The organism is Stenomitos rutilans (assembly GCF_059505485.1).
Window position 1 is genome coordinate 1 of sequence record NZ_JCACKR010000028.1, and the last position, 18,993, is coordinate 18,993.

Below are 18,993 nucleotides of genomic sequence, written 5' to 3' on the forward strand. Positions count from 1 at the left end.
AGTGCTTTATTGGACACTCTTCTCCCTTAACTCCCTGAATTACCTATTGAGCCTTCTGCCTTTGTTGATCCGTCAATTGCAGTTGCTCTACAGATGACGGTACCGTAGACTGAGCCGCTACAACAAACCCCTGTGATGCGATGCCAAAAACAGGTTGGCCTGCCAACGCTACACCAGGAAGCACCACTGCAAAGGCAAATGCGCCCGTAGCGAGAGACACTCGCCTAGCTAAACGAAACACCATACTGCTAAGACTCCTATTGAACGATTGGTTAATTCATCTGAAAACTGTGCTGTCTAATTGGGTTGAACAGCGCTTGTTGCTCAGTCTCATCGATCAGTATGAACTTCACATGGAGTCTGAGCGACATTTTCTACGCTCACTTCAGTATTCCCAACCCACCCCTGCTATTTATCCGGAGTGATCCAAAAAGCGTTGATCAATGAACTGTACCGAATGCCTCCGCTTGACCCGATCGTGCCACCCAGAGTCCAATTGAAGCCGCATCTAACGGCTAAAGAACTGAAAACCCATTACCAGCAAGCCCAAGACCGCATTGAAGCACGACGCTGGCATCTGTTGCATTTGGTGGATCAGCAGTGCACGATTAAGCAGGCGGCCCAAAGAGTTGGGTTTAACTACGACTACGCCAAAGAAATCATCCGCCGCTACAACCAGGAAGGCCCAATCGGAGTGAAAAATCGGAGCCAACGCGGACAACTTTCACCGCGATCGCTCCTCACCCTGGTACAGCAGCAAGAACTCCAGCAAGAACTCCAAAAGCCCCCGTCTGAAGGCGGACACTGGACAGGTTCTAAAGTCGCCCGGTGGATCGCAGCCAAAACGGGTAAAAAAGTGTGGTCGCAGCGCGGCTGGGAATATCTGCAGCGCTTAAGGGAGAATATCAGTTCTGAGTTTTGAGTTCTGAGTTTTGAGTGATCGAACCTGTGCAGCATAGCTGGTTGGAGTGCCTTAGCTGTAGCTCAATGAAAGGGAAATGGTATAACGCTTCAAAGCTATAAACCCCTTTTACAGGTAGTTTGAAGGTTTTCAACCCCTTAAAACAGCCTTGACATACCACTAGCTCGCGTAACGGTTGTTACTCAAGTGCTGAGTGACATGGGCTAAGCTAGAAGCTGTTAACATTTCGTAAAGATTTCGTTGGGAGCGCTAAAAGTATCGACAGAACTACACTGCGATTTGTAAAGATAGGCCTGGTAATCGTCGTTACTGACTACCTGCTGGTCGATCGGCGCTAGACTTCCGCAGCTAGATAACCGTTCGCTGTTCTATCGATCAAGATTGAGTTTCAGCAATAAGTGATTAATTGAGTGAGATCAGGCAACCAACCCAAACGGTTCTTGGCAGACGTGCAGTAAATCTAGAGACGGCTTACTTCCATAGCAAATGAGGGAGCAACAAGGAATGGTAGACGCGACTGAGAGCCAACCAATGCATCGAGTGGTCATTGTTGGAGGAGGATTCGGCGGGCTGTATACCGCTAAAGCACTAGGTCGCGCACCAGTAGATGTCACGCTGATTGACAAACGAAATTTTCACTTGTTTCAGCCGTTGCTATACCAGGTGGCAACAGGAACGCTCTCTCCAGCCGATATTTCATCACCGCTGCGAGGCATTTTGAACAGCAGCAAAAATACTCAGGTGCTTATGGACGAGGTGACTAACCTGGATACCCAGAAGCAAACCGTGACGTTGAAAGGCGAGGAACTTGCTTACGACACGCTGGTTGTTGCCACTGGGGTAAGCCATCACTACTTTGGCAACGATCATTGGAAGCAGACGGCACCCGGTCTGAAGACGATCGAGGATGCGTTGGAGATGCGTCGCCGTATTTTCATGGCCTTTGAAGCCGCTGAAAAAGAATCTGACCTGGAGAAACGTCGTGCCTGGTTGACGTTTGTGGTGGTCGGCGGCGGGCCAACCGGGGTAGAGTTGGCAGGCGCGATCGCCGAGCTTGCCTTCAAAACGCTCAAAAGCGACTTCCGCAATATCGACACCACCGAAGCTCAAGTGCTGCTACTGGAAGGGTTAGATCGAATCTTGCCCCCCTACCCACCAGAGCTATCAGCGAAAGCAGAAGCCTCTCTCACCAGGCTGGGGGTCACTGTTGAAACGAGTGTTTTGGTAACAAACATCGATGGCAACATCGTCACGGTGAAGCGGGATGGTCAGGAAGAATACATTCCAGCACATACCGTTTTATGGGCCGCTGGTGTGAAAGCATCTGCAATGGGGCAGGTGCTTGCAGAACGGACAGGGGCAACCCTTGATCGAGTCGGGCGAGTCATGGTTGAGCCTGATCTAAGTCTTGCCACTCATCCCAACATTTTTATCATTGGCGACTTGGCGAACTTTCCGCACCAAGGCGATCGTCCCCTACCCGGAGTTGCGCCCGTTGCCATGCAAGAAGGCGAATACGTTGCCAAACTGATCAAGCAACGCCTGGTGGGGCAAACATTAGCGCCTTTTGTGTACCAAGACTTTGGCAGCTTAGCCGTCATTGGACAAAACGAAGCAGTGGTGGATCTTGGCTTTGTGCGGTTTGATGGCTTACTGGCCTGGTTCTTGTGGGTTTTCGCGCACATCTATTTCTTAATTGAGTTTGACAATAAGTTGATTGTGCTGTTGCAGTGGGGATGGAACTATTTCACCCGCAAACGTGGCGCTCGTATCATTACGGGTGAAGGGCTGCTTAACGACGAAAGTTTGTATGAAGCGCCATTGAACGATCGAGCACCCGTCAAGGTTTAGCAATGGAAGCTAGGAGTCGACGGGCAGGAGTCAGCAAGCACTCTCCCTTCTGGCTCCTGAATGCTTTTCCGATGTGCGTCCCATCCTCATCAACTAAACCACACACTGGCTCTTTAAATCTGCCGTCACAGACTCGATCGCGCGTCCATTACTCAGCTTATACGTCCGCACAAAGATATCTGGTTGCACTCCGCGCATCTTGCCGCTCTGTACGACAATCACACCACCATTTTTAAACTCCTGTGGGCTGGCAGCAGGCCCTTCAAAGACAAAGGTACCAGGAATATAAATCGCTTGATTGATGTCGCGATCGTCTCTTTTCTTAAACCCAGATGCGTCCACTTCTTTGCTATTCAGTGTAGAGTCATCACCTGCGATTACAGGGGTCATATTCTCTTGAATAAATACACGAGTAGAGTTATACATATCAACTAACCCAAGCTGTTGTGCAAATCGAATCACTTGCTTCAGGTCGTTTAGCGTCAAATTATTTAGGTTTGGCTGCAAGCCACGAATTTTTTGATCTAGCTTTTTTGCCCGGTCTTGAGTCACTTCATTAATAATAATGACGCCGTTGCCATCGCCTAAAACCGCTTGCCATGACTTATCTTTGCCATTGAAGAAAACTAGCCCACGAGCGACTTCTGTCGCGCCTGCGTTACCGCCGATCGGTTTGTCTGTGTAGTCTAAAATGGGTTGCCCTGCCTTTTCAGCGTCTTGTGGATACACTAAAGGCTCTCCACCGTTACTCAACATCGGCACAGGAACGATAAATTTTTGAGCATTCGATATGACCGCAGTGGTTGCATCCGGGCTAACGCTTAAATGAGCGCGTGCGATCTTCCGAATGCCTTGCTCCCCGTTCTGGCTAACGGACGTGGCACAAGCTTGCGATGGCTTACTTTGAACCTGATACCGATTTAAAGAATGACGGCTACAGATCAATCGGTGGGTAGGGGCAAGGCAATGCCTTGCCCCTACAGGATGTGTCGCATTTTCAATTCAAATTGGTATGAGGTAGCTCTTTAATGCAGCTTACGAGCAGTGGTAGTGAAGCGATGAGTAGAAGAATGTGTTTTTGCATAGATGCCTCATGAATCAGCGACCCTGCTATTATGCGCCGTGTGATCAACCCTCCTGAGCTTTTTAGTGGTTAGAACCGTGCTTGTATACCATGAGCGAATTAGCGCCATAACTTAAGCTGGCTAAGGCACGACTCGCCCATTTTTTTGGCGCTTTGAGTGTACCGCCTCTCTGATTGCCATATTTGAAAAAATCTGTATGATGCTGATGGTTACTGCCTGCCTCTTTAAAGCCTTTAAACTGCCCTAAAGAAACCATTATTTCAGGCTTAATCTGAAATTTACCAAAGCTTAACCTAATTTAGCCAGCAAATTTACTGACATCAGTTTGCTGCATCTAGATTTGTGTTTATTCGTTTTACTTTCACGACCGATTCATAAATGAATTCTCAGCCGTGTGTTGTTTTCTCTTCTTTAAAGACGGTAGCAAAGCATAAGGCTGCAAATGATTGGCTACTCAGTTCTAGGCTCGCAAATAAAGATTGACTCTCACCCACGGCACTTAAATGTCTGAAGCTGCAAAATTTAATACCATGATGCGATCGCCTGGAGTTGCTAAATCGCCTGAAAATGCTCAGCCCTTCATTCTCATTGTTGAGGATGAAGCACTGATCCGCGAGACGATCACAATGGCGTTGACCGATGAAGGCTATCAGGTGTTGGCAGTAGAGGATGGTCGTCAGGCGTTAGACGTGATGCGAGCCTCTCAGGCCAGTGAAGAGGCAGAGATACCTGCGATCGATCTGCTGATCCTTGACCTTATGTTGCCCTACATTAGTGGATTGGATTTATGTCGTCTCATGCGGCAAGACGGCATGATTACACCAATTCTCATGCTCAGCGCTAAGGGTACTGAAACAGATGTTGTGGTCGGGCTAGAGATTGGAGCCGATGATTACCTAGCCAAACCGTTTGGGATGCGGGAGTTAATTGCACGCTGTCGATCGCTACTGCGTCGAGCTAGCCGCCAACCTCAGCTTCAAGAACAGCTTGTGCTTCAGTTTCAAGAAATTGCCCTCTACCCTCAAGAGTGCCGGGTGACTGTACGTAACGAGACTGTCAACTTGTCACCGAAAGAATTTACCCTGCTGGAATTGTTTATGAACAATCCGCGCCGTGTTTTCTCCCGCGATCAACTTTTAGAAAAGGTTTGGGGGATTGATTTCATGGGTGACTCTAAAACAGTGGATGTCCACATCCGCTGGCTAAGAGAAAAATTAGAGCTAGATCCGAGCAACCCACAGTACATCATTACGGTGCGAGGCTTTGGCTACCGTCTAGGGTAACTGACATCTTGCACCACTTGCAGCAACCGCCCTGCAATCAATTGCAGGCTAATGCAATCACTAAGAAGCTTTGAAAATGCCTTCTTGAGAATGGTGCAAGATCTAAAGTAGGGCTCGAAGTATGCAAATCTGCTGTCAACGTTCAATCTCAAACATAGTTCACAAAGCTGAACGCGGATAGCTGAAAGTCCTACCCTCTAATGCTTTCCAACGGTACACCGAGCCAACCCAAAAAGTTTTGCGCCTGCTTATGGGACGGTTGCTCAACTGGAACGACCTGAAAGCGAGTTGCTCGCGGCTCTGCAAGGGTGACCGTACTGGAACGCAACTCATCCTGATGGAAAAAGGAAAGTTGGAGACGATCGCCCGATCGAAAATCTCGTAGCCGCTCAGCCAACTGATCCGCCGTTACCCGCAGACCATTCATGGCAAGAAGCTCATCGCCAGCATCGATCCCAGCTTTGCGGGCAGGGGACCCTGACTCGACAAATTTCACCACCTCACGCCCAGATTCCGTTTTTGCCGTTAGACCCAGGTACGGAACTCCATCTTCTGCACCACTGTCTCCCAGTAAGCGCAATCCAAACGGGTTGAGATACTCATCAAACGGCAAATCATCTGTTCTGTGCATGTATCGCTCAAAAAAGTCTGTTAAATCAGTGTCGGCAACTCCCTCAATGACCTGCTGGAGTTGTGTGGGTGTAAAACCCACTTCGGGTTTACCAAACTGCTCCCACAGGTGTCGCATGACATCATCCATCGATCGCCGATTGCCATGCCGTTCGCGGATCAGCAGATCAAGCAACAGCGACACCATTTCTCCCTTCAAATAGTAAGACATTTGGGAGTTAGGACTATTCGCATCGGCGCGATACAGCTTAATCCAGGCATCAAAACTGGACTCACTTAAGGGCTGTACTTTGCGCCCCGGTGTCATCTGAAAGCGAGTAATCTCACGGTTAAGCGCGATCAGGTAGGTACGCAGATCATAAATTCCCGCCCGATAGGGAATGACTAGATCGTAGAAGCTGGTTGTACCCTCGCTAAACCAGAGCGATGGCGTGTAGTTTTCTTGCTCATAATCAAAGACCTCCAACGCTTTGGGCCGAATCCGCTTCACGTTCCAGAGGTGAAAAAATTCGTGCGCCACAAGCTGAATGAAGCGATCGTACTTATCCTTGCTCCGAAACCCAAAGCGCTGATAGATCAGCGAACAAGAAGACTTGTGCTCCAGTCCGCCAAACCCTTGTGACGACAGGTGCAGCAAAAAGAGGTAGCGATCGTAGGGCAACCCGCCAAACAGATCCGCTTCGACCTGAATCAGCTTTTGAATGTCTGGAATCAACCGCTCTGGCTCCAGATTGCCGTCGCCACACACGGCTAGTTGATGCGGTTTACCCAGCGCTTCAAACTCGTACACTGCATGGCGACCAATTTCAAACGGGCTATCGACCAGTGTGTCAAAATCGGGAGCTTCAAAGGTATGCGGTGTATTCAAGGCCGGAAGTGGAGTGGATACATGCCAGTCAGGAGGAGGGACGATCGTAAGCTGCAAAGGGCAGTGCTCGTACCCTGGAATGTAGAAGAACAGCGCGGCTCCATTAAAGTAACCATGCGTGCCGTCTAAGTGATTGGTTCGCACGGACAGCTCATCGGCGTAGATCCGGTAGCGCACGGTCAAATCTGAGTGCCCCTGGGTTTCGATCTGCCAGTGATTTTTGCTGAGCTTACGCCAGGGTAAGGAGGCGTTTGTGCGATCGCTCGCAGCACCAAAGTCCTGCAAATGTCTGGCGTACTCTCGCACCAAATAAGATCCTGGAGTCCAGACTGGCATCTTCAGGTCGAGCAACGTCCCCTGATCGTGGTGCCAGCCTGTAACGTGCAAGCACACCTCAAACAAGTGTGTCTCTGGCTCTGGCATCGCTACTTTGTAATGCAGTTGCAACGGCAGCGAGTTGGGCAAGGGTTGCGAAGCGGTTTTTCGCCCTGTCTCAAGGTCGATTGATTGAGATGGTTCGATCTGACTACTTTGATCCAGGTCTTCTCGATTCATGCTTAATGCTGCTCTGTTTTACTTGTTCAAATTACGGTAAACAAGCTGAGACTGCCTTTAAAGAAAGATTACCGCGTGATTTCCATACTGCTGATTGTTCGCCAGGGCGCGTCATCAACTAGGTGCCGACTTGCGGTCTCAGCCTTACCGCACCCGTCCTCACAAACCAGACTGGGGGCTGTAACCCTTGCTAACAGTCATGTGTATGAGTCACTGATGACAGCCCCTAGCATAACAGTCGATCGCGGCACTGACTGTGTCAAGCTGAACGCTAAACTTTACCAGCAAGGTGCATCAGCTGTTTCAGGTTTGTTAGACAGACGGTATGACTAGCCGTGTCAATTTTAATCCAACCTTTGCTATCGAGCTTTTCCATAATTTTGGCGGTTTCCTCAACGCCAATATCCGTCACGTCTGCCAGATCTTTGAAGGGAATGTTGAAGATTTCTACCCCATATGGCGTTTCCTGACCATAGTTTTCGCCTAGTGAAACCAGCGTATTTGCCAGCTTCACGGCAGGCGGTTGATGCCTTAGCTGAAAGCGGATGTTTGTTTGTCGCAACCGTCGCACCATCAATTGCAGCATGCGATGGTGCAATTGCGGATCTTTGAATAAGGTTTGAATAAACCGCTGCGCCGAAATGCTGATGAGCTTTACCGCAGAAAGGGCAATGACATCCGTCGATCGCGGCGATTCATCCAAAATCGCCATTTCGCCAAAAAAGTCACCCCGTCCCAGCACCGCTAAGGTGACAACATCTTCACCCGAACCAGATAGCCGCCGCACCTTGACCCACCCAGAGGCGACGAAATAAACGGCGTTTCCCCACGCATCTTCCATCAACACGGCCCGATTAGCAGGGTACTCATGTTCAACGGCAACTGACAGTAGCCACTCCAACGTTTCTGGACTGGCTGCCGTTAAGAGGGGGAAGAGTTCACTAAACGCTTCGATCTGCATGAAAAGTCTATGAAATAAGGAGGCTGAACAGAAACAACGGTAAGGGGCAAAAAAGGCAGCATCACTGCCTATGTATTATCATGGCAGGATCATCACGGCTTCTTTGAGGGAGAATTTACGGATCCTTAGCATCAACGGTAAATTCCACCTGATGTGGAAAATAGTAGCAAGCTTTGAACCGCACTTGTAAGGTGTCTTCAAAGCGGTATGCAATATCTGGCAAACCTCGATCGTGCCCCAACTCAAATCTTCAGCCTCTAAGATCTGCATGACTGATACGTTGCGAGAAAAGACGCAGATTCCTAGTATAAGCAGTCTTCTCTAAACTGAGGATTCCAAATTCTGCATCACCGCTTCAACGGCTGCTTTCAGCTTGGGACGTAACAATTCAACATAATTTGCCCAGCCCACTAAGATTGGTTGTTTGTGTGCCAGCGTCTCAGCATCTATATCATGAGGCGAGAAACTGATCGATCGCCCCTCTAAATCGCAGCACACTAACCCAGCCGCTCTTGCCAATGCTAGCGGCCCGACGGTATCCCACAGTTTGACTCGACCGTTGAAATAGAGGTAAAGCCCTGCTCGCCCCAAAATAACATCAACGACCTTAAGCCCAAAACTGCCCAGTGAATAGAACTGTGCCTCTGGAATGAGCTGGGCGATCGCGTTACCAAATCGGGACTGATCACGATGCCCAATGAGAACTGGGCAAAAGCTGGCGGTTGGAGACGCGGGTTCAATGCTCAATAAGGGCGCTGGTACCTCCTCTGCCGTGGTTTGAAACACCCCCCAATGTGAACCGCCGTAGTAAAGTTGGTCATAGGCAGGGGCATATAGCCATCCTGCGATCGGCTGATAGTCTTGCAGCAAGCCCACCATAACAGCGTAATCGCGCTTGCGGTGAATAAAATCTTCAGTACCGTCAATGGGGTCAATACACCAGAGACGACCGTAGCGATCGTGAAATTTCGCTCTCGACTGTGCATCCTCTTCTGTGATCACTCCATCGTCAGGAAACATGAGTTTAAATGCGGCTGACAGCTTTTGATCCAGAAGCGAGTCGATAGTGGTGACGTAATCATCCGGCCCTTTCTCAAACACCTCAAACTGGCTGGCTGCCATTTGCTCGGCATACTGACCACAGCCACGTAGCAATTGTCTGATCTGTTGATCAAGCTCCAGAGAAATCGGATTCATAGCAAAAGCATGGCAATTAAACAGGACGTTTAGACGGCTGATCAACGGTCGAATGAGGCGCTTGCCATTCATCTTACGCCCAAACCCTGAAGCCCAAACAAAAAACGGGCTAACCGGGGAAGGGTTAACCCGCTAGTTTGGGAACGCGTAAGGAAACTACTTTTGTAGTACCAGTTTGACGTTTGCATTTTGCAGACCAGGACGCTTGACTTCAGACAAAGTCTTGTTCACGGCGTACTTCTGGTTAATCGAGTTGATTAGCTCGGTCTGGTTGTGCTTTTTAGCCACGCCCCAGAGGTCAGCAATCAGGTCAAAAGAACCATCGGTATTGCGAGACCAGCCCAGATCATATTCGCCTTCTAGAACAGCAACGATGTCCGAACGAACACGTTGACCGTTGTAGCCACGAACATCGGCATCCGTCTTCACCGAGATCCCTAGATCACGGAGAGAAGCCTTCAGGATTTCGGCATCGGTGATCTTGGTACGCAGAGTGCTAAAGTGAGACATTTGAGTTTCCTCCTGTGGAGATTTGAGAACAACGTTTGGTGGTCAGGAGCTAACAACGATCGCTATTAGCTTTTTGGGTTGGCTGCTAGCAAATGCTAGCCTTTCCTCCTGTTGGGAGCAGGAGAAAGCTTTTAGAACTCAAGTCGCTGATATTCAGCCACTGAGGATGCAGCAGGTCGCGCGCGCTGCCTTGCCCAGTCCCTAAGGGCAGTTACCTGCTCAGTCATCGTCTTAGAAAGCGGTAGCGTTGACTTAATCGCCGCAATAATGTCCAGTTGAGTAAACTCTCGATCCTGGGCAAACGCCTCGTACATTGCGGCTACCAGAGCTTGCTCAATCTCAGCGCCTGAGAAACCCTCGCAAACATTCGCCAACTGGTCTAAATCAAAGCGTGCAATCTCGCGGCGACGCTTGGAAAGATGAATTTTGAAAATCTCTTTGCGCTCTTCACTATTAGGCAGATCGACAAAAAAGATTTCGTCAAACCGTCCCTTGCGTAGAAACTCTCCAGGCAACCGCTCGACTCGGTTCGCCGTTGCCATCACAAACACAGGAGACGTTTTCTCTTGCATCCAGGTGAGAAAGGAGCCGAAAATGCGGCTAGAGGTACCACCGTCAGAATCGGCTGAGCCCGTGCTACCCGCGAACGCCTTGTCCATTTCATCAATGAACAGAATTGCTGGCGAGATCGACTCTGCTGTCTTCAAAGCACCACGCAAGTTCGCTTCCGATCGCCCCACCATTGAACCGTCATAGACCCGTCCCATATCTAAACGCAGCAGCGGTAGCCCCCACAAACGGGACGTTGTTTTTGCAATGAGTGATTTGCCGCATCCAGGAACCCCTAAAATCAACATGCCTTTTGGCTGAGGCAAGCCATACTCTCTGGCACGCTCAGTAAAGGCATTAGACCGTTGCTTGAGCCAGCGCTTCAGTTCCTCTAAGCCACCAACCGAATCGATCGTTTCGTCTTCTTCAACGTATTCCAAGATGCCGTTGCGACGAATCAGTTGCTTCTTCTCAGACAGAACGATATCGACTTCTTCTTCTGTTAAACGCCCAGCCGTAACCTGGGCTTTGCGGTAAACTTTCTCGGCTTCATCTTTTGTTAAACCCAACGCTGCCTTCAGCAGCTTCTCTCTTGCCTCTGTCGTAATGCGTCGAGTACGAACCTGCTCAAGCTGTTGTGAAAGCACATGGTTGAGTTCGCCCATATCTGGCATGGGGTAATCCAGCACCGCTATTTCCTTCTCTAGCTCAATCGGAATCTCCTGCACAGGAGACATCAGAATAATGGCCTTCTGACTGCCTTTGAAGCTTGCAATCGCATCTCGCAACCAGCGAATCACTGGAGCTGAATAGAACGGGTGAAGATCCTTAAAGACAAATATCCCAGGCTCTTTGTGACGAATGACCCACTCAATCGCGGCCTCCGGCGAAACGGTGTTGTGCTGGGTTACGTTGCGAGGCTGGCCGTACTCAACAATGCCGTGAGTCACTGTCCAAACGTATACACGGCGCTGAGGTTTTGCCTGAGAAATGGCTGCAATAGTCTGCTCAGCCCGCTCTTCCTCAGATGTCACCATGTAAATAAGGGGGTACTGGGCCTGTATCAGAATACTAAGTTCTTCCTGCATAACATCAACCCACGAGAGACAGTGCAAACATTGAAAACCTAGAATCCTTAGCTTGCTTAAACCTAATGGCAGATGTCAACTAGCCACTGAGCAAGAATGCATCACTAGAGCAGTCAAATCAAAAACGACTACGACCTAGCAGGGAACCAACTCACCCTCACCTTGAGAAGCAACCTTTGCAGAAGCTGCATTGGCTACCTGTACTTTGCTGGCTGACACCCTCTCCTCAAGCAAAACACCTGACTGGGAGCGGAGTGAAATCATGTCATCGCCCTTCAAGACAGAAGGAGACGAGCAGTCTGGACAGGTGTAAACTCTGTGAGCTTGACCGTGCTTTGACTCTTCATATCCATCGACCAACTCTGAGTGAGAGAGGTAAAACACAATTGCCCTTTGAGCAATATCCGTCATCGTTTCAGAGTCTAGTGCCGCTCGAATCTTCAGTTGACGGTGCAACTCTGGCGGGAGATATAGCGTAACCTTCTGCTTGTCTTGCATAGAACTCTCAGTTGTGTACCCGGGTATGAAAGCAAGAATATCGACTGGACGGATTGCTGTCAAGACTCCAACCCGCCATGACAGCAAAATCGTTACATTTGTTTATATCGGCGATACAAAGACTCTACAGATAGTAAGCGGTATTAAGCACCGAGCCCTTTTACCTCTAAAGCGGCGCGACGAAGTGGTACGGCCCAACCGATTGACTGCTAGCGCTGCTCAGGCAATGTTGGGAGGCAGTCCTGCTCCCGGCATCGTTTGGCTTTGCTGCAAGTGAGACTCAATCAGCTCGGTAAGCTGTTCACGCTGAATTTCGGTGCCAGCAGCTGTGTTGCCAGGAGCATCAAAGAAAATGATGCTATGAATCATGTCTGTTGCGAGCATTTGAAACAGAATATGAGTTACGGGTAAAGGCAACGCAATCATTTGCGGATCGTGCATTGGGTAGGGGCCAGATGATACATCTTTCAAGCTGGAAAAGGCATAGATAACGTTTTTCTCTAGCCCTGGTTGCGTTTGATTTTCCAGGGTTGTCATAGCCCAGCTCTGGTCGAGGGTCTGCACAATGTAATACTGTGTAGAGCGCAATTGTGACGCTAAAAATTTCAGCACAGGGGCGATCGTAGCAACGAGGGCTGGTGTATTACCGTCCTGAGGAGCGTCATCAATGAGTTGCTGAATTTGTTGGTCGATGTTCATGACTGGAAGCAAGCTCCTAATTTTGATGAACGGGGTGTGAAGCTTCTGTAGTTTGACCTAGACGGGTTTGTCGTCTTGTTGTCACAATTGGTTAAACTGACTTCAGTTTTTGTTAATCGTTGGGCGTTAATACCGTGGGGGATATCTGCCAGAGCGTGGAGGCAATTTTTCAACTGCTGCTGAACGAGTTAAAGCTGTCAACGAACGCTTCTGAGCAAAATTGCTTGGATGTGGCCGATCGACTATCGAAAGAGGTCGCACGGATTTGCGTTGAAAGCAAACGGATTCAAGCCTCTGGAGAGGTCGATACCTGGGCAACCGCGTTGGCAAGGCATCGGCTCCAGCAGTGCTTGCACTACTACAAGCTCGGTTCCAAACGTGGGCGGGTCGAGTTACACAGCACGCTAAGCGCGATCGTGTACCGCTACATTACCCCACCGCAGACCCAAGCGAGCTATCAAGCACGCTTAACATTAATTGAAGATTTTCTACAAAGCTTTTACATGGAAGCGCTCAACGCGTTTCGCCGCGAGACCCAGTTGCCTGCGACGTATCAACCGCGCACGTTACTACAGCTTGCGGAGTACATGGCGTTTAGTGAACGGTATGGTAAGCGGCGCATTCCATTGCCGGGACGACGCAATCAGCAGCTTATCATCTTACGCGCTCAGACGTTTTCGCAGCAGCAGCCAATCGAAACGCCCGTTGATATTGAGCGTGCAGCGGATGGCGGCGTTGGTGATGGAGACAATCCGTGGAATGCCGCTTCGATGCAACAGGTACGGGAGCAGATGGTGGCCCAGGAGCCAGAACAACCGGAAGATAGTCTGCGGCAAGCGGTGGTTGCGGAGCTAATGGCTTATCTAGAAGAGCGCAAGCAAACAGACTGTGCTGACTACTTTGCTCTGCGCTTACAGGACTTGCCTGCGAATGAAATCGAGGTGATTTTAGGTTTAACGCCGCGCCAACGAGACTATCTGCAGCAGCGCTTTCGGTATCATCTTATTCGCTTTGCGCTTTCCCATCGCTGGGAGTTGGTGCATCAGTGGCTGGAGGCCGACCTAGAGCGAAACCTCGGCTTGACATTACAGCAGTGGCAAGCTTTCCAGGAGCAGCTTGATCATCAGCAAGCAGAACTACTGGAACTGAAGCGAAAACGGCTGTCAGATGCTGCGATCGCGCAATCCCTCAGCTGTACGGTGACGCAAGTGCGGAAGCAGTGGTTTAAGCTACTTGAGCAAGCGTGGGAAATTCGCAATTATTTAGTATCCGGACAAGGGGCATCTTCTGATGAATAGGGACTTATACCATGAACGATGACTCGGACACGCTCCAGAGAAATCTCCTCGAACTACTGCAAGATCTGGTTGCCTTTACCACTTCAGATGACTCTGGGGTGGTTCGTCCAGTTACTGAGTGGAACGATGAGCCACATGACGCTCGATCGAATGCGTTAGATCTATCTATTCTTCAGGATGCTCCCTCTGCGAATGCCGGTCATCTTAAACTCAACACTCCCTCCTTCAAAGGGGAGACCCTATTAAAACTTGGAGAGATACCTGCTGTGCAAGACCGTTTTCATGCCCTGTTGAAGCATCGGTTACAGACTGAAATCCAACGTAATCCTCCTCTATTCCCCTGGGAATCAGAAATTCACGATTACGAAACCGAAGGTGCTTACGGCATCGCTAGCGCCGCTGTAACTGCTGCTAGCGATACGCTTGAAGCCCAAAGAGTACCAGCTCAGGTTTGGCTGAATCAGCTTAAAACGCTGAATTTACCCATTCCCTTACCCGAAAACCTGTTGGGTCAGCTCTTGGAACGCTGCCAGGAAGCGGTTCAATCGTCGTTGTTAGAGGGTGCGAAGCTTGTAAAGGCTGTCGAGGATCTATTCCCTGGACAAGCTCAAGCACTGAACCAACTGGCAGGAATGGTGATGACATCGCCTGCCCGATCTGGGGCTGTTGCATCGCCACCGCCTGGCACCAACTATCCGCCGAACTATGAGTCAGCGGTTCCGGCTCAGCAAATGGTGCTCTCACTCTTGGCTGCACGCGAAATTATTGCGGCCTTAACGTTAACCATTTCTTTAAGCCAACCAAAACTGGAGCGTCAATGGCTCACAGATCTAGGTGCTCTGAGCCTGGAGGCAGACTATGCGGCAGAAGCGGCATCCGCTAGACTACGGATTCAGGCAACCCTGCCGTGCGGTGGCAGATTCACACTTCAGGGTGAACATGTGCAGGCAAGTGCTCAGCGTTCTACGGCTGGCAATTTAAGTGTGGAGCTATTTGACTTCCAGCCGCATGAGTCTCATATGTTAGAAGTTTGCTTTGACGGTCAAGAACCGCTAATGTTTGCTATTCGCATCACCGACTAATTAATCGTTGGCGAGCATCCGTGTAGAAGTGTTCGCCTAGCCGTTAGTCTCGACAGGCAACGGGTATGATGGATCTGGCTGCATTCAGATTTGAGATTGAACACTTGCAACAATTTGAACCCATGTGCGATCGTGGCGTAGTGGTTCGGGGCGCAATTCTTGTTATAAAGAATGATGTGCTTCAAAAGCTTTAGATTCAGGGTAGGGTTTATTGTTCCTCAATCTGACATGCGGCCAGCCAATCGAATTGTCGCCTGCTAATGTTTGGTAATTTTAGGGCTGGTGTTTCTGGAAATTCACAACGACGGGTGCATGCGATCGCGGATCACTTCCGGCAGCGCTTAGAGAATTTGCCAGCACCTGCAATCGAAGAGTCGCTTCTGCTCAGAGTGTTGGTGCAAGCAATGGTGCTAGCTGGCATCGCTGCAACGGATGTAGCCGCATCGACTAGTATGAGCGTTTGGGCTGTGCCGCTGAGCGTGATGGGTGCGTTCTGGAGCTGGCAGCGGCGCTACAAACGCAACATTGCCACAAAATTTTGTATTGCGATCGGGATGCTGCTGGCCTTAGCAGCATTTTTTGTGGGACTGAGAGCCGATCTGAATGACACCCGCCTGGTACTAGCAGAGCTGTTAGTACAGCTTCAGGTGTTGCACAGCTTTGATCTCCCGCGTCGGAAAGATCTGGGCTACTCAATGGTGATTGGGCTGATCTTAATTAGCGTTGCCTGCACCTTGAGTCAGACGATGACGTTTGGGTTGCTGTTACTAGTTTTTCTGGCGATCGCGCTGCCAGTTTTGACACTGGACTATCGATCGCGACTTGGTCTTACAAGTCAACTTTATCAATCTCCCTTACAGGGCACAGGGTTATCACCCAAACGGTGGTTGAGCTTTTTGGTTGTCATTCTGGTGGCAGGGCTGCTGATTTTTGCCTGTTTGCCTCGCTTTCCTGGTTACCAATTACGATCGTTTCCCGTTAGTCCTCAAATTCAGAAGGATTTTGAGGATAACAGCCGCATTATCAATCCAGGATATGTGCGATCGGGTACTGGAGACGGTACTGGTATTGGGTCCAAACAAGGTGAAGGCTTCGGTCCAGGGAAGTTAGATGAGAACTTCTACTATGGCTTTAATAGCCGCATCAACCAGAACCTCCGGGGATCGCTAAAGCCACGAGTCGTTTTACGCATTCGCTCTCAGGCAGAAGGCTTTTGGCGCGTACTGGCGTTTGATCGCTACTTGGGGCAGGGATGGGAGATATCGCGGAATGACAAAGCGATCACAGTCACTCGACCAAATTGGTCCTACCAATTCTTTTTGCCGCGGCCGATCTCGCTTAATAAAACAAAAGAGATTATCCAAACCTACACGGCTGTATCAGACCTGCCGAACCTACTGCCAGCACTGGCTCAGGCAAAAGAACTTTATTTCCCCACGCGACAGATCGCGATCGATCCCAATGGCAACCTGCGATCGCCGCTAGAGCTGCGAGAAGGGCTGACCTATACCGTTGTTTCGGAAGTGCCCTACCGCGATCGCATAAGACTTCGAGGCGCACCTCAAGGCTACCCGTCCAAGATTACCGAGGACTATCTCAACGTTCCCCCCAAAATTTTAGAACGGATCCGTAATCGCACCCAAGCCCTGCTGTCAACTTCTCCAAAGCCGTTGACAGCTACCTATGAAAAAGTGCTGTACCTGGCTCAGATCGTCAAGCAACGCTACACCATTCAGCCTGATCTGCCGTTTCTAGCACCTGATGAAGATCTGGTAGAAGCGTTTCTTTTTAAGTACCAGGGTGGTTACCCCGATCACTTTTCGACTGCGCTCACTGTCATGCTGCGATCAATTAACATTCCCGCGCGGCTTGTGGCTGGTTTTGGACCCGGTGAGTTTAATCCATTTACGGGCCTGTATGTTGTGCGAAACACCGATGCTTACGCGATTACAGAAGTGTTTTTCCCTCAATTTGGCTGGTTTGCGTTTGATCCCATTCCGGGTCATGAACTCATCCCACCATCCATTGAGGAAGAGCAGACGTTTAGCGTACTGCGCGCTTTTTGGCGCTGGGTTGCAGGCTGGTTGCCCTCTCCCATGACTAGTTGGCTCAATCGAACCTTCGGCTTTGTGGCTGGCTGGATAGCAGCGATAGTTACTTGGTGTATGAGCTTATTCTCCCAAGGTTGGGTGGGTCTTTTCACTGGGCTGCTGCTGGCGATCGTCCTTGCGTTTGCGGGCTGGCTTCTTTGGCGTAGTTGGCGTAGTTGGCGCTACCGTCGCTGGTTAGCAAAACTGCCACCGATGGAAAGCTTATACCAACAGATGCTAAATTGGCTGGCACTACAAGGATTTCGCAAGCATTCTGCCCAGACGCCTTTAGAGTATGCACGTCAGTCTTGCGAGGTGCAATCTGCGCCTCAAGCGGCAGCGATTAATGAGATTGCTCAAGCTTACGTTGGTTGGCGTTATGGTGGTCAAGCACCTGATCTCACTCAGGTGAAGCAGCGACTACGCGACTTGAAACGGCAGCAAACACCCCGCGCCCCTTGGAGGCAGTTCTTCAGCCGCCTGATGAACGTATCGCTAGTCTTGCAACGTCGCTAACACTGCATCCACTACTGTCTTACCAAAAACGCTTGAATACACTACACTTCTGCTGATATGCCCTCTCTCATAAGATCAGCTTGAGCCGTGATGACAACGCTTACTCAACGCTTGGCAGTACCACCAAAGACAGGCGCAACCCTGACCCTGGCGCTGACGGCCGACGATCGCACCCGATCGCGCCATCGCTATGAGACGTTGGAAGGTGAGTCGGTGTACCTCCAATTACCCAGAGGCACTGTTTTGCGCGATGGTGACTGGTTGCAATCTGAGGATGGCTTAGTTGTACGAGTCATCGCCAAACCAGAGCCTGTTTTGACAGCACGGGCACAAGATTCACTGCACCTCCTGCAAGCGGCTTATCACTTGGGCAACCGTCACGTGCCGCTAGAGATTACACCTACTTACCTGCGGCTGTCGCCCGACCCTGTACTACGCAGCATGCTGGAACATCGAGGATTACATCTCGTTGAAGAGGTGCGGCCCTTTCAACCAGAAACGGGAGCGTATGGACATGGTCATTGAAGGCAGAAGGCAGAAGGCAGAAGGGAAAAGGGGTAAAGAATAAATGGCTTTGCAAGGGCACCTAAGAGATGACGTTGATTCGTTGGCGTTACTGCGCCTGCTACAGTTAGCGAGTTCGGCGTTGCCAGTGGGTGCTTATAGCTACTCAGAGGGTATTGAGGCGCTGGTTGAAGCCGATAGGCTGAGCGATCGCAGTGCGCTGGAAAACTGGCTAGTACAGGAATTACGTGTTGGGACCATTCGAGTGGAATCAGCCATCATGGTGAGAGCGTATAAAGCCTGCCAGACTGGTGATTGGGATGCCGTAACCCACTGGAATCGGTGGCTGTCAGCCGCGCGAGAAACCGAGGAGTTACGGTTACAAAGTTTGCAAATGGGACGATCGCTGCTGCGGTTGCTGCACGATTTACAGGTGCTAGAGCCACAAGCAACCTTTTCACAAGGAGATGGGTGTCATTTTGCGATCGCCTTTGCTCTTGCCGCTGTCCGTTGGCAGATCGGCTTGCACCCAGCGGTGTTGGGCTATCTACACGGTTGGGCAACAAATCTGGTCAATGCGGGTATCAAGCTGATTCCACTAGGGCAAACGGCAGGGCAACAGTTATTGTTGCATCTTCAGCCAGTGATCCAGCAAACGGTTGCAGTGGCCTTAACCCTACCCGATCAGGATTTGCATAGCTGTACTTGGGGGCTGTCTCTTGCCAGCATGAGGCACGAAACTCAATACAGCCGTCTCTTTCGTAGCTAGGAGAGCGGTGAAGGCTGTGTGAGTAGAAACGACGATCG

At 50.2% G+C, this 18,993-nt stretch carries 17 protein-coding genes; 8 read left to right on the plus strand and 9 right to left on the minus strand.

Annotated elements, in window-relative coordinates:
* Positions 1–43: 43 nt before the first annotated feature.
* Positions 44–244 carry a hypothetical protein gene (locus AC5JLP_RS03755; protein WP_496066565.1) on the minus strand — a complete coding sequence of 67 codons (201 nt, stop codon included), beginning with the start codon at positions 242–244 and terminating at the stop codon, positions 44–46.
* A gap of 213 nt (positions 245–457) precedes the next feature.
* Here AC5JLP_RS03755 and AC5JLP_RS03760 point away from each other — a divergent pair, with 213 nt between their 5' ends.
* Positions 458–922 carry a helix-turn-helix domain-containing protein gene (locus tag AC5JLP_RS03760; protein ID WP_496066566.1) on the plus strand — a complete coding sequence of 155 codons (465 nt, stop codon included), beginning with the start codon at positions 458–460 and terminating at the stop codon, positions 920–922.
* 504 nt (positions 923–1,426) lie between these two features.
* Positions 1,427–2,773, plus strand: coding sequence for an NAD(P)/FAD-dependent oxidoreductase (locus AC5JLP_RS03765; protein WP_496066567.1), 1,347 nt, complete (start codon positions 1,427–1,429; stop codon positions 2,771–2,773).
* 93 nt (positions 2,774–2,866) lie between these two features.
* Here the strand turns inward: AC5JLP_RS03765 and AC5JLP_RS03770 are convergent, their stop codons facing one another.
* Positions 2,867–3,718, minus strand: a complete 852-nt coding sequence (locus AC5JLP_RS03770; RefSeq protein ID WP_496066568.1) for a hypothetical protein — start codon at positions 3,716–3,718, stop codon at positions 2,867–2,869.
* Positions 3,719–4,361: 643 nt separating this feature from the next.
* Here AC5JLP_RS03770 and AC5JLP_RS03775 point away from each other — a divergent pair.
* A complete protein-coding gene (locus tag AC5JLP_RS03775; RefSeq protein WP_496066569.1) occupies positions 4,362–5,141 on the plus strand; it encodes a response regulator transcription factor in 780 nt (259 codons plus the stop codon).
* Between the two features lie 190 nt (positions 5,142–5,331).
* On the opposite strand, the gene AC5JLP_RS03780 is transcribed toward AC5JLP_RS03775, so the two are convergent.
* From AC5JLP_RS03780 to AC5JLP_RS03810, 7 genes are all read right to left on the minus strand, one after another.
* Positions 5,332–7,194, minus strand: coding sequence for a M61 family metallopeptidase (locus tag AC5JLP_RS03780; protein WP_496066570.1), 1,863 nt, complete (start codon positions 7,192–7,194; stop codon positions 5,332–5,334).
* Between the two features lie 271 nt (positions 7,195–7,465).
* The gene (locus AC5JLP_RS03785) at positions 7,466–8,155 is read right to left on the minus strand and encodes a Crp/Fnr family transcriptional regulator (RefSeq protein WP_496066571.1); all 690 of its coding nucleotides are present in this window, start codon (positions 8,153–8,155) and stop codon (positions 7,466–7,468) included.
* Between the two features lie 321 nt (positions 8,156–8,476).
* The gene (locus AC5JLP_RS03790) at positions 8,477–9,352 is read right to left on the minus strand and encodes a 3'(2'),5'-bisphosphate nucleotidase CysQ family protein (protein ID WP_496066572.1); all 876 of its coding nucleotides are present in this window, start codon (positions 9,350–9,352) and stop codon (positions 8,477–8,479) included.
* A gap of 156 nt (positions 9,353–9,508) precedes the next feature.
* Positions 9,509–9,862, minus strand: coding sequence for a DUF1257 domain-containing protein (locus tag AC5JLP_RS03795; RefSeq protein WP_496066573.1), 354 nt, complete (start codon positions 9,860–9,862; stop codon positions 9,509–9,511).
* Between the two features lie 131 nt (positions 9,863–9,993).
* Positions 9,994–11,499: a stress-responsive protein Ycf46 gene (ycf46, locus tag AC5JLP_RS03800; RefSeq protein ID WP_496066574.1), complete on the minus strand. Its 1,506-nt coding sequence runs from the start codon at positions 11,497–11,499 to the stop codon at positions 9,994–9,996.
* Positions 11,500–11,634: 135 nt separating this feature from the next.
* Positions 11,635–11,997, minus strand: coding sequence for a slr0373 family blue light stress response protein (locus tag AC5JLP_RS03805; protein ID WP_496066575.1), 363 nt, complete (start codon positions 11,995–11,997; stop codon positions 11,635–11,637).
* Between the two features lie 219 nt (positions 11,998–12,216).
* A complete protein-coding gene (locus AC5JLP_RS03810; RefSeq protein WP_496066576.1) occupies positions 12,217–12,696 on the minus strand; it encodes a hypothetical protein in 480 nt (159 codons plus the stop codon).
* Between the two features lie 119 nt (positions 12,697–12,815).
* Between AC5JLP_RS03810 and hetZ the strand changes: the two genes are divergently transcribed.
* The 5 genes from hetZ (at position 12,816) to AC5JLP_RS03835 (ending at position 18,955) form a co-directional block, all read left to right on the plus strand.
* On the plus strand, positions 12,816–13,994 hold the full coding sequence (gene hetZ / locus AC5JLP_RS03815) for a heterocyst differentiation protein HetZ (RefSeq protein ID WP_496066577.1): 1,179 nt from the start codon (positions 12,816–12,818) through the stop codon (positions 13,992–13,994).
* Between the two features lie 11 nt (positions 13,995–14,005).
* Positions 14,006–15,076, plus strand: a complete 1,071-nt coding sequence (locus AC5JLP_RS03820) for a PatU (RefSeq protein ID WP_496066578.1) — start codon at positions 14,006–14,008, stop codon at positions 15,074–15,076.
* Positions 15,077–15,336: 260 nt separating this feature from the next.
* Positions 15,337–17,682: a transglutaminase TgpA family protein gene (locus AC5JLP_RS03825; RefSeq protein ID WP_496066579.1), complete on the plus strand. Its 2,346-nt coding sequence runs from the start codon at positions 15,337–15,339 to the stop codon at positions 17,680–17,682.
* 90 nt (positions 17,683–17,772) lie between these two features.
* Positions 17,773–18,207, plus strand: coding sequence for an urease accessory protein UreE (gene ureE, locus AC5JLP_RS03830; RefSeq protein ID WP_496066580.1), 435 nt, complete (start codon positions 17,773–17,775; stop codon positions 18,205–18,207).
* A gap of 43 nt (positions 18,208–18,250) precedes the next feature.
* Complete coding sequence (locus tag AC5JLP_RS03835; RefSeq protein WP_496066581.1) at positions 18,251–18,955, plus strand: urease accessory protein UreF; 705 nt, start codon at positions 18,251–18,253, stop codon at positions 18,953–18,955.
* Positions 18,956–18,993 lie beyond the last annotated feature (38 nt).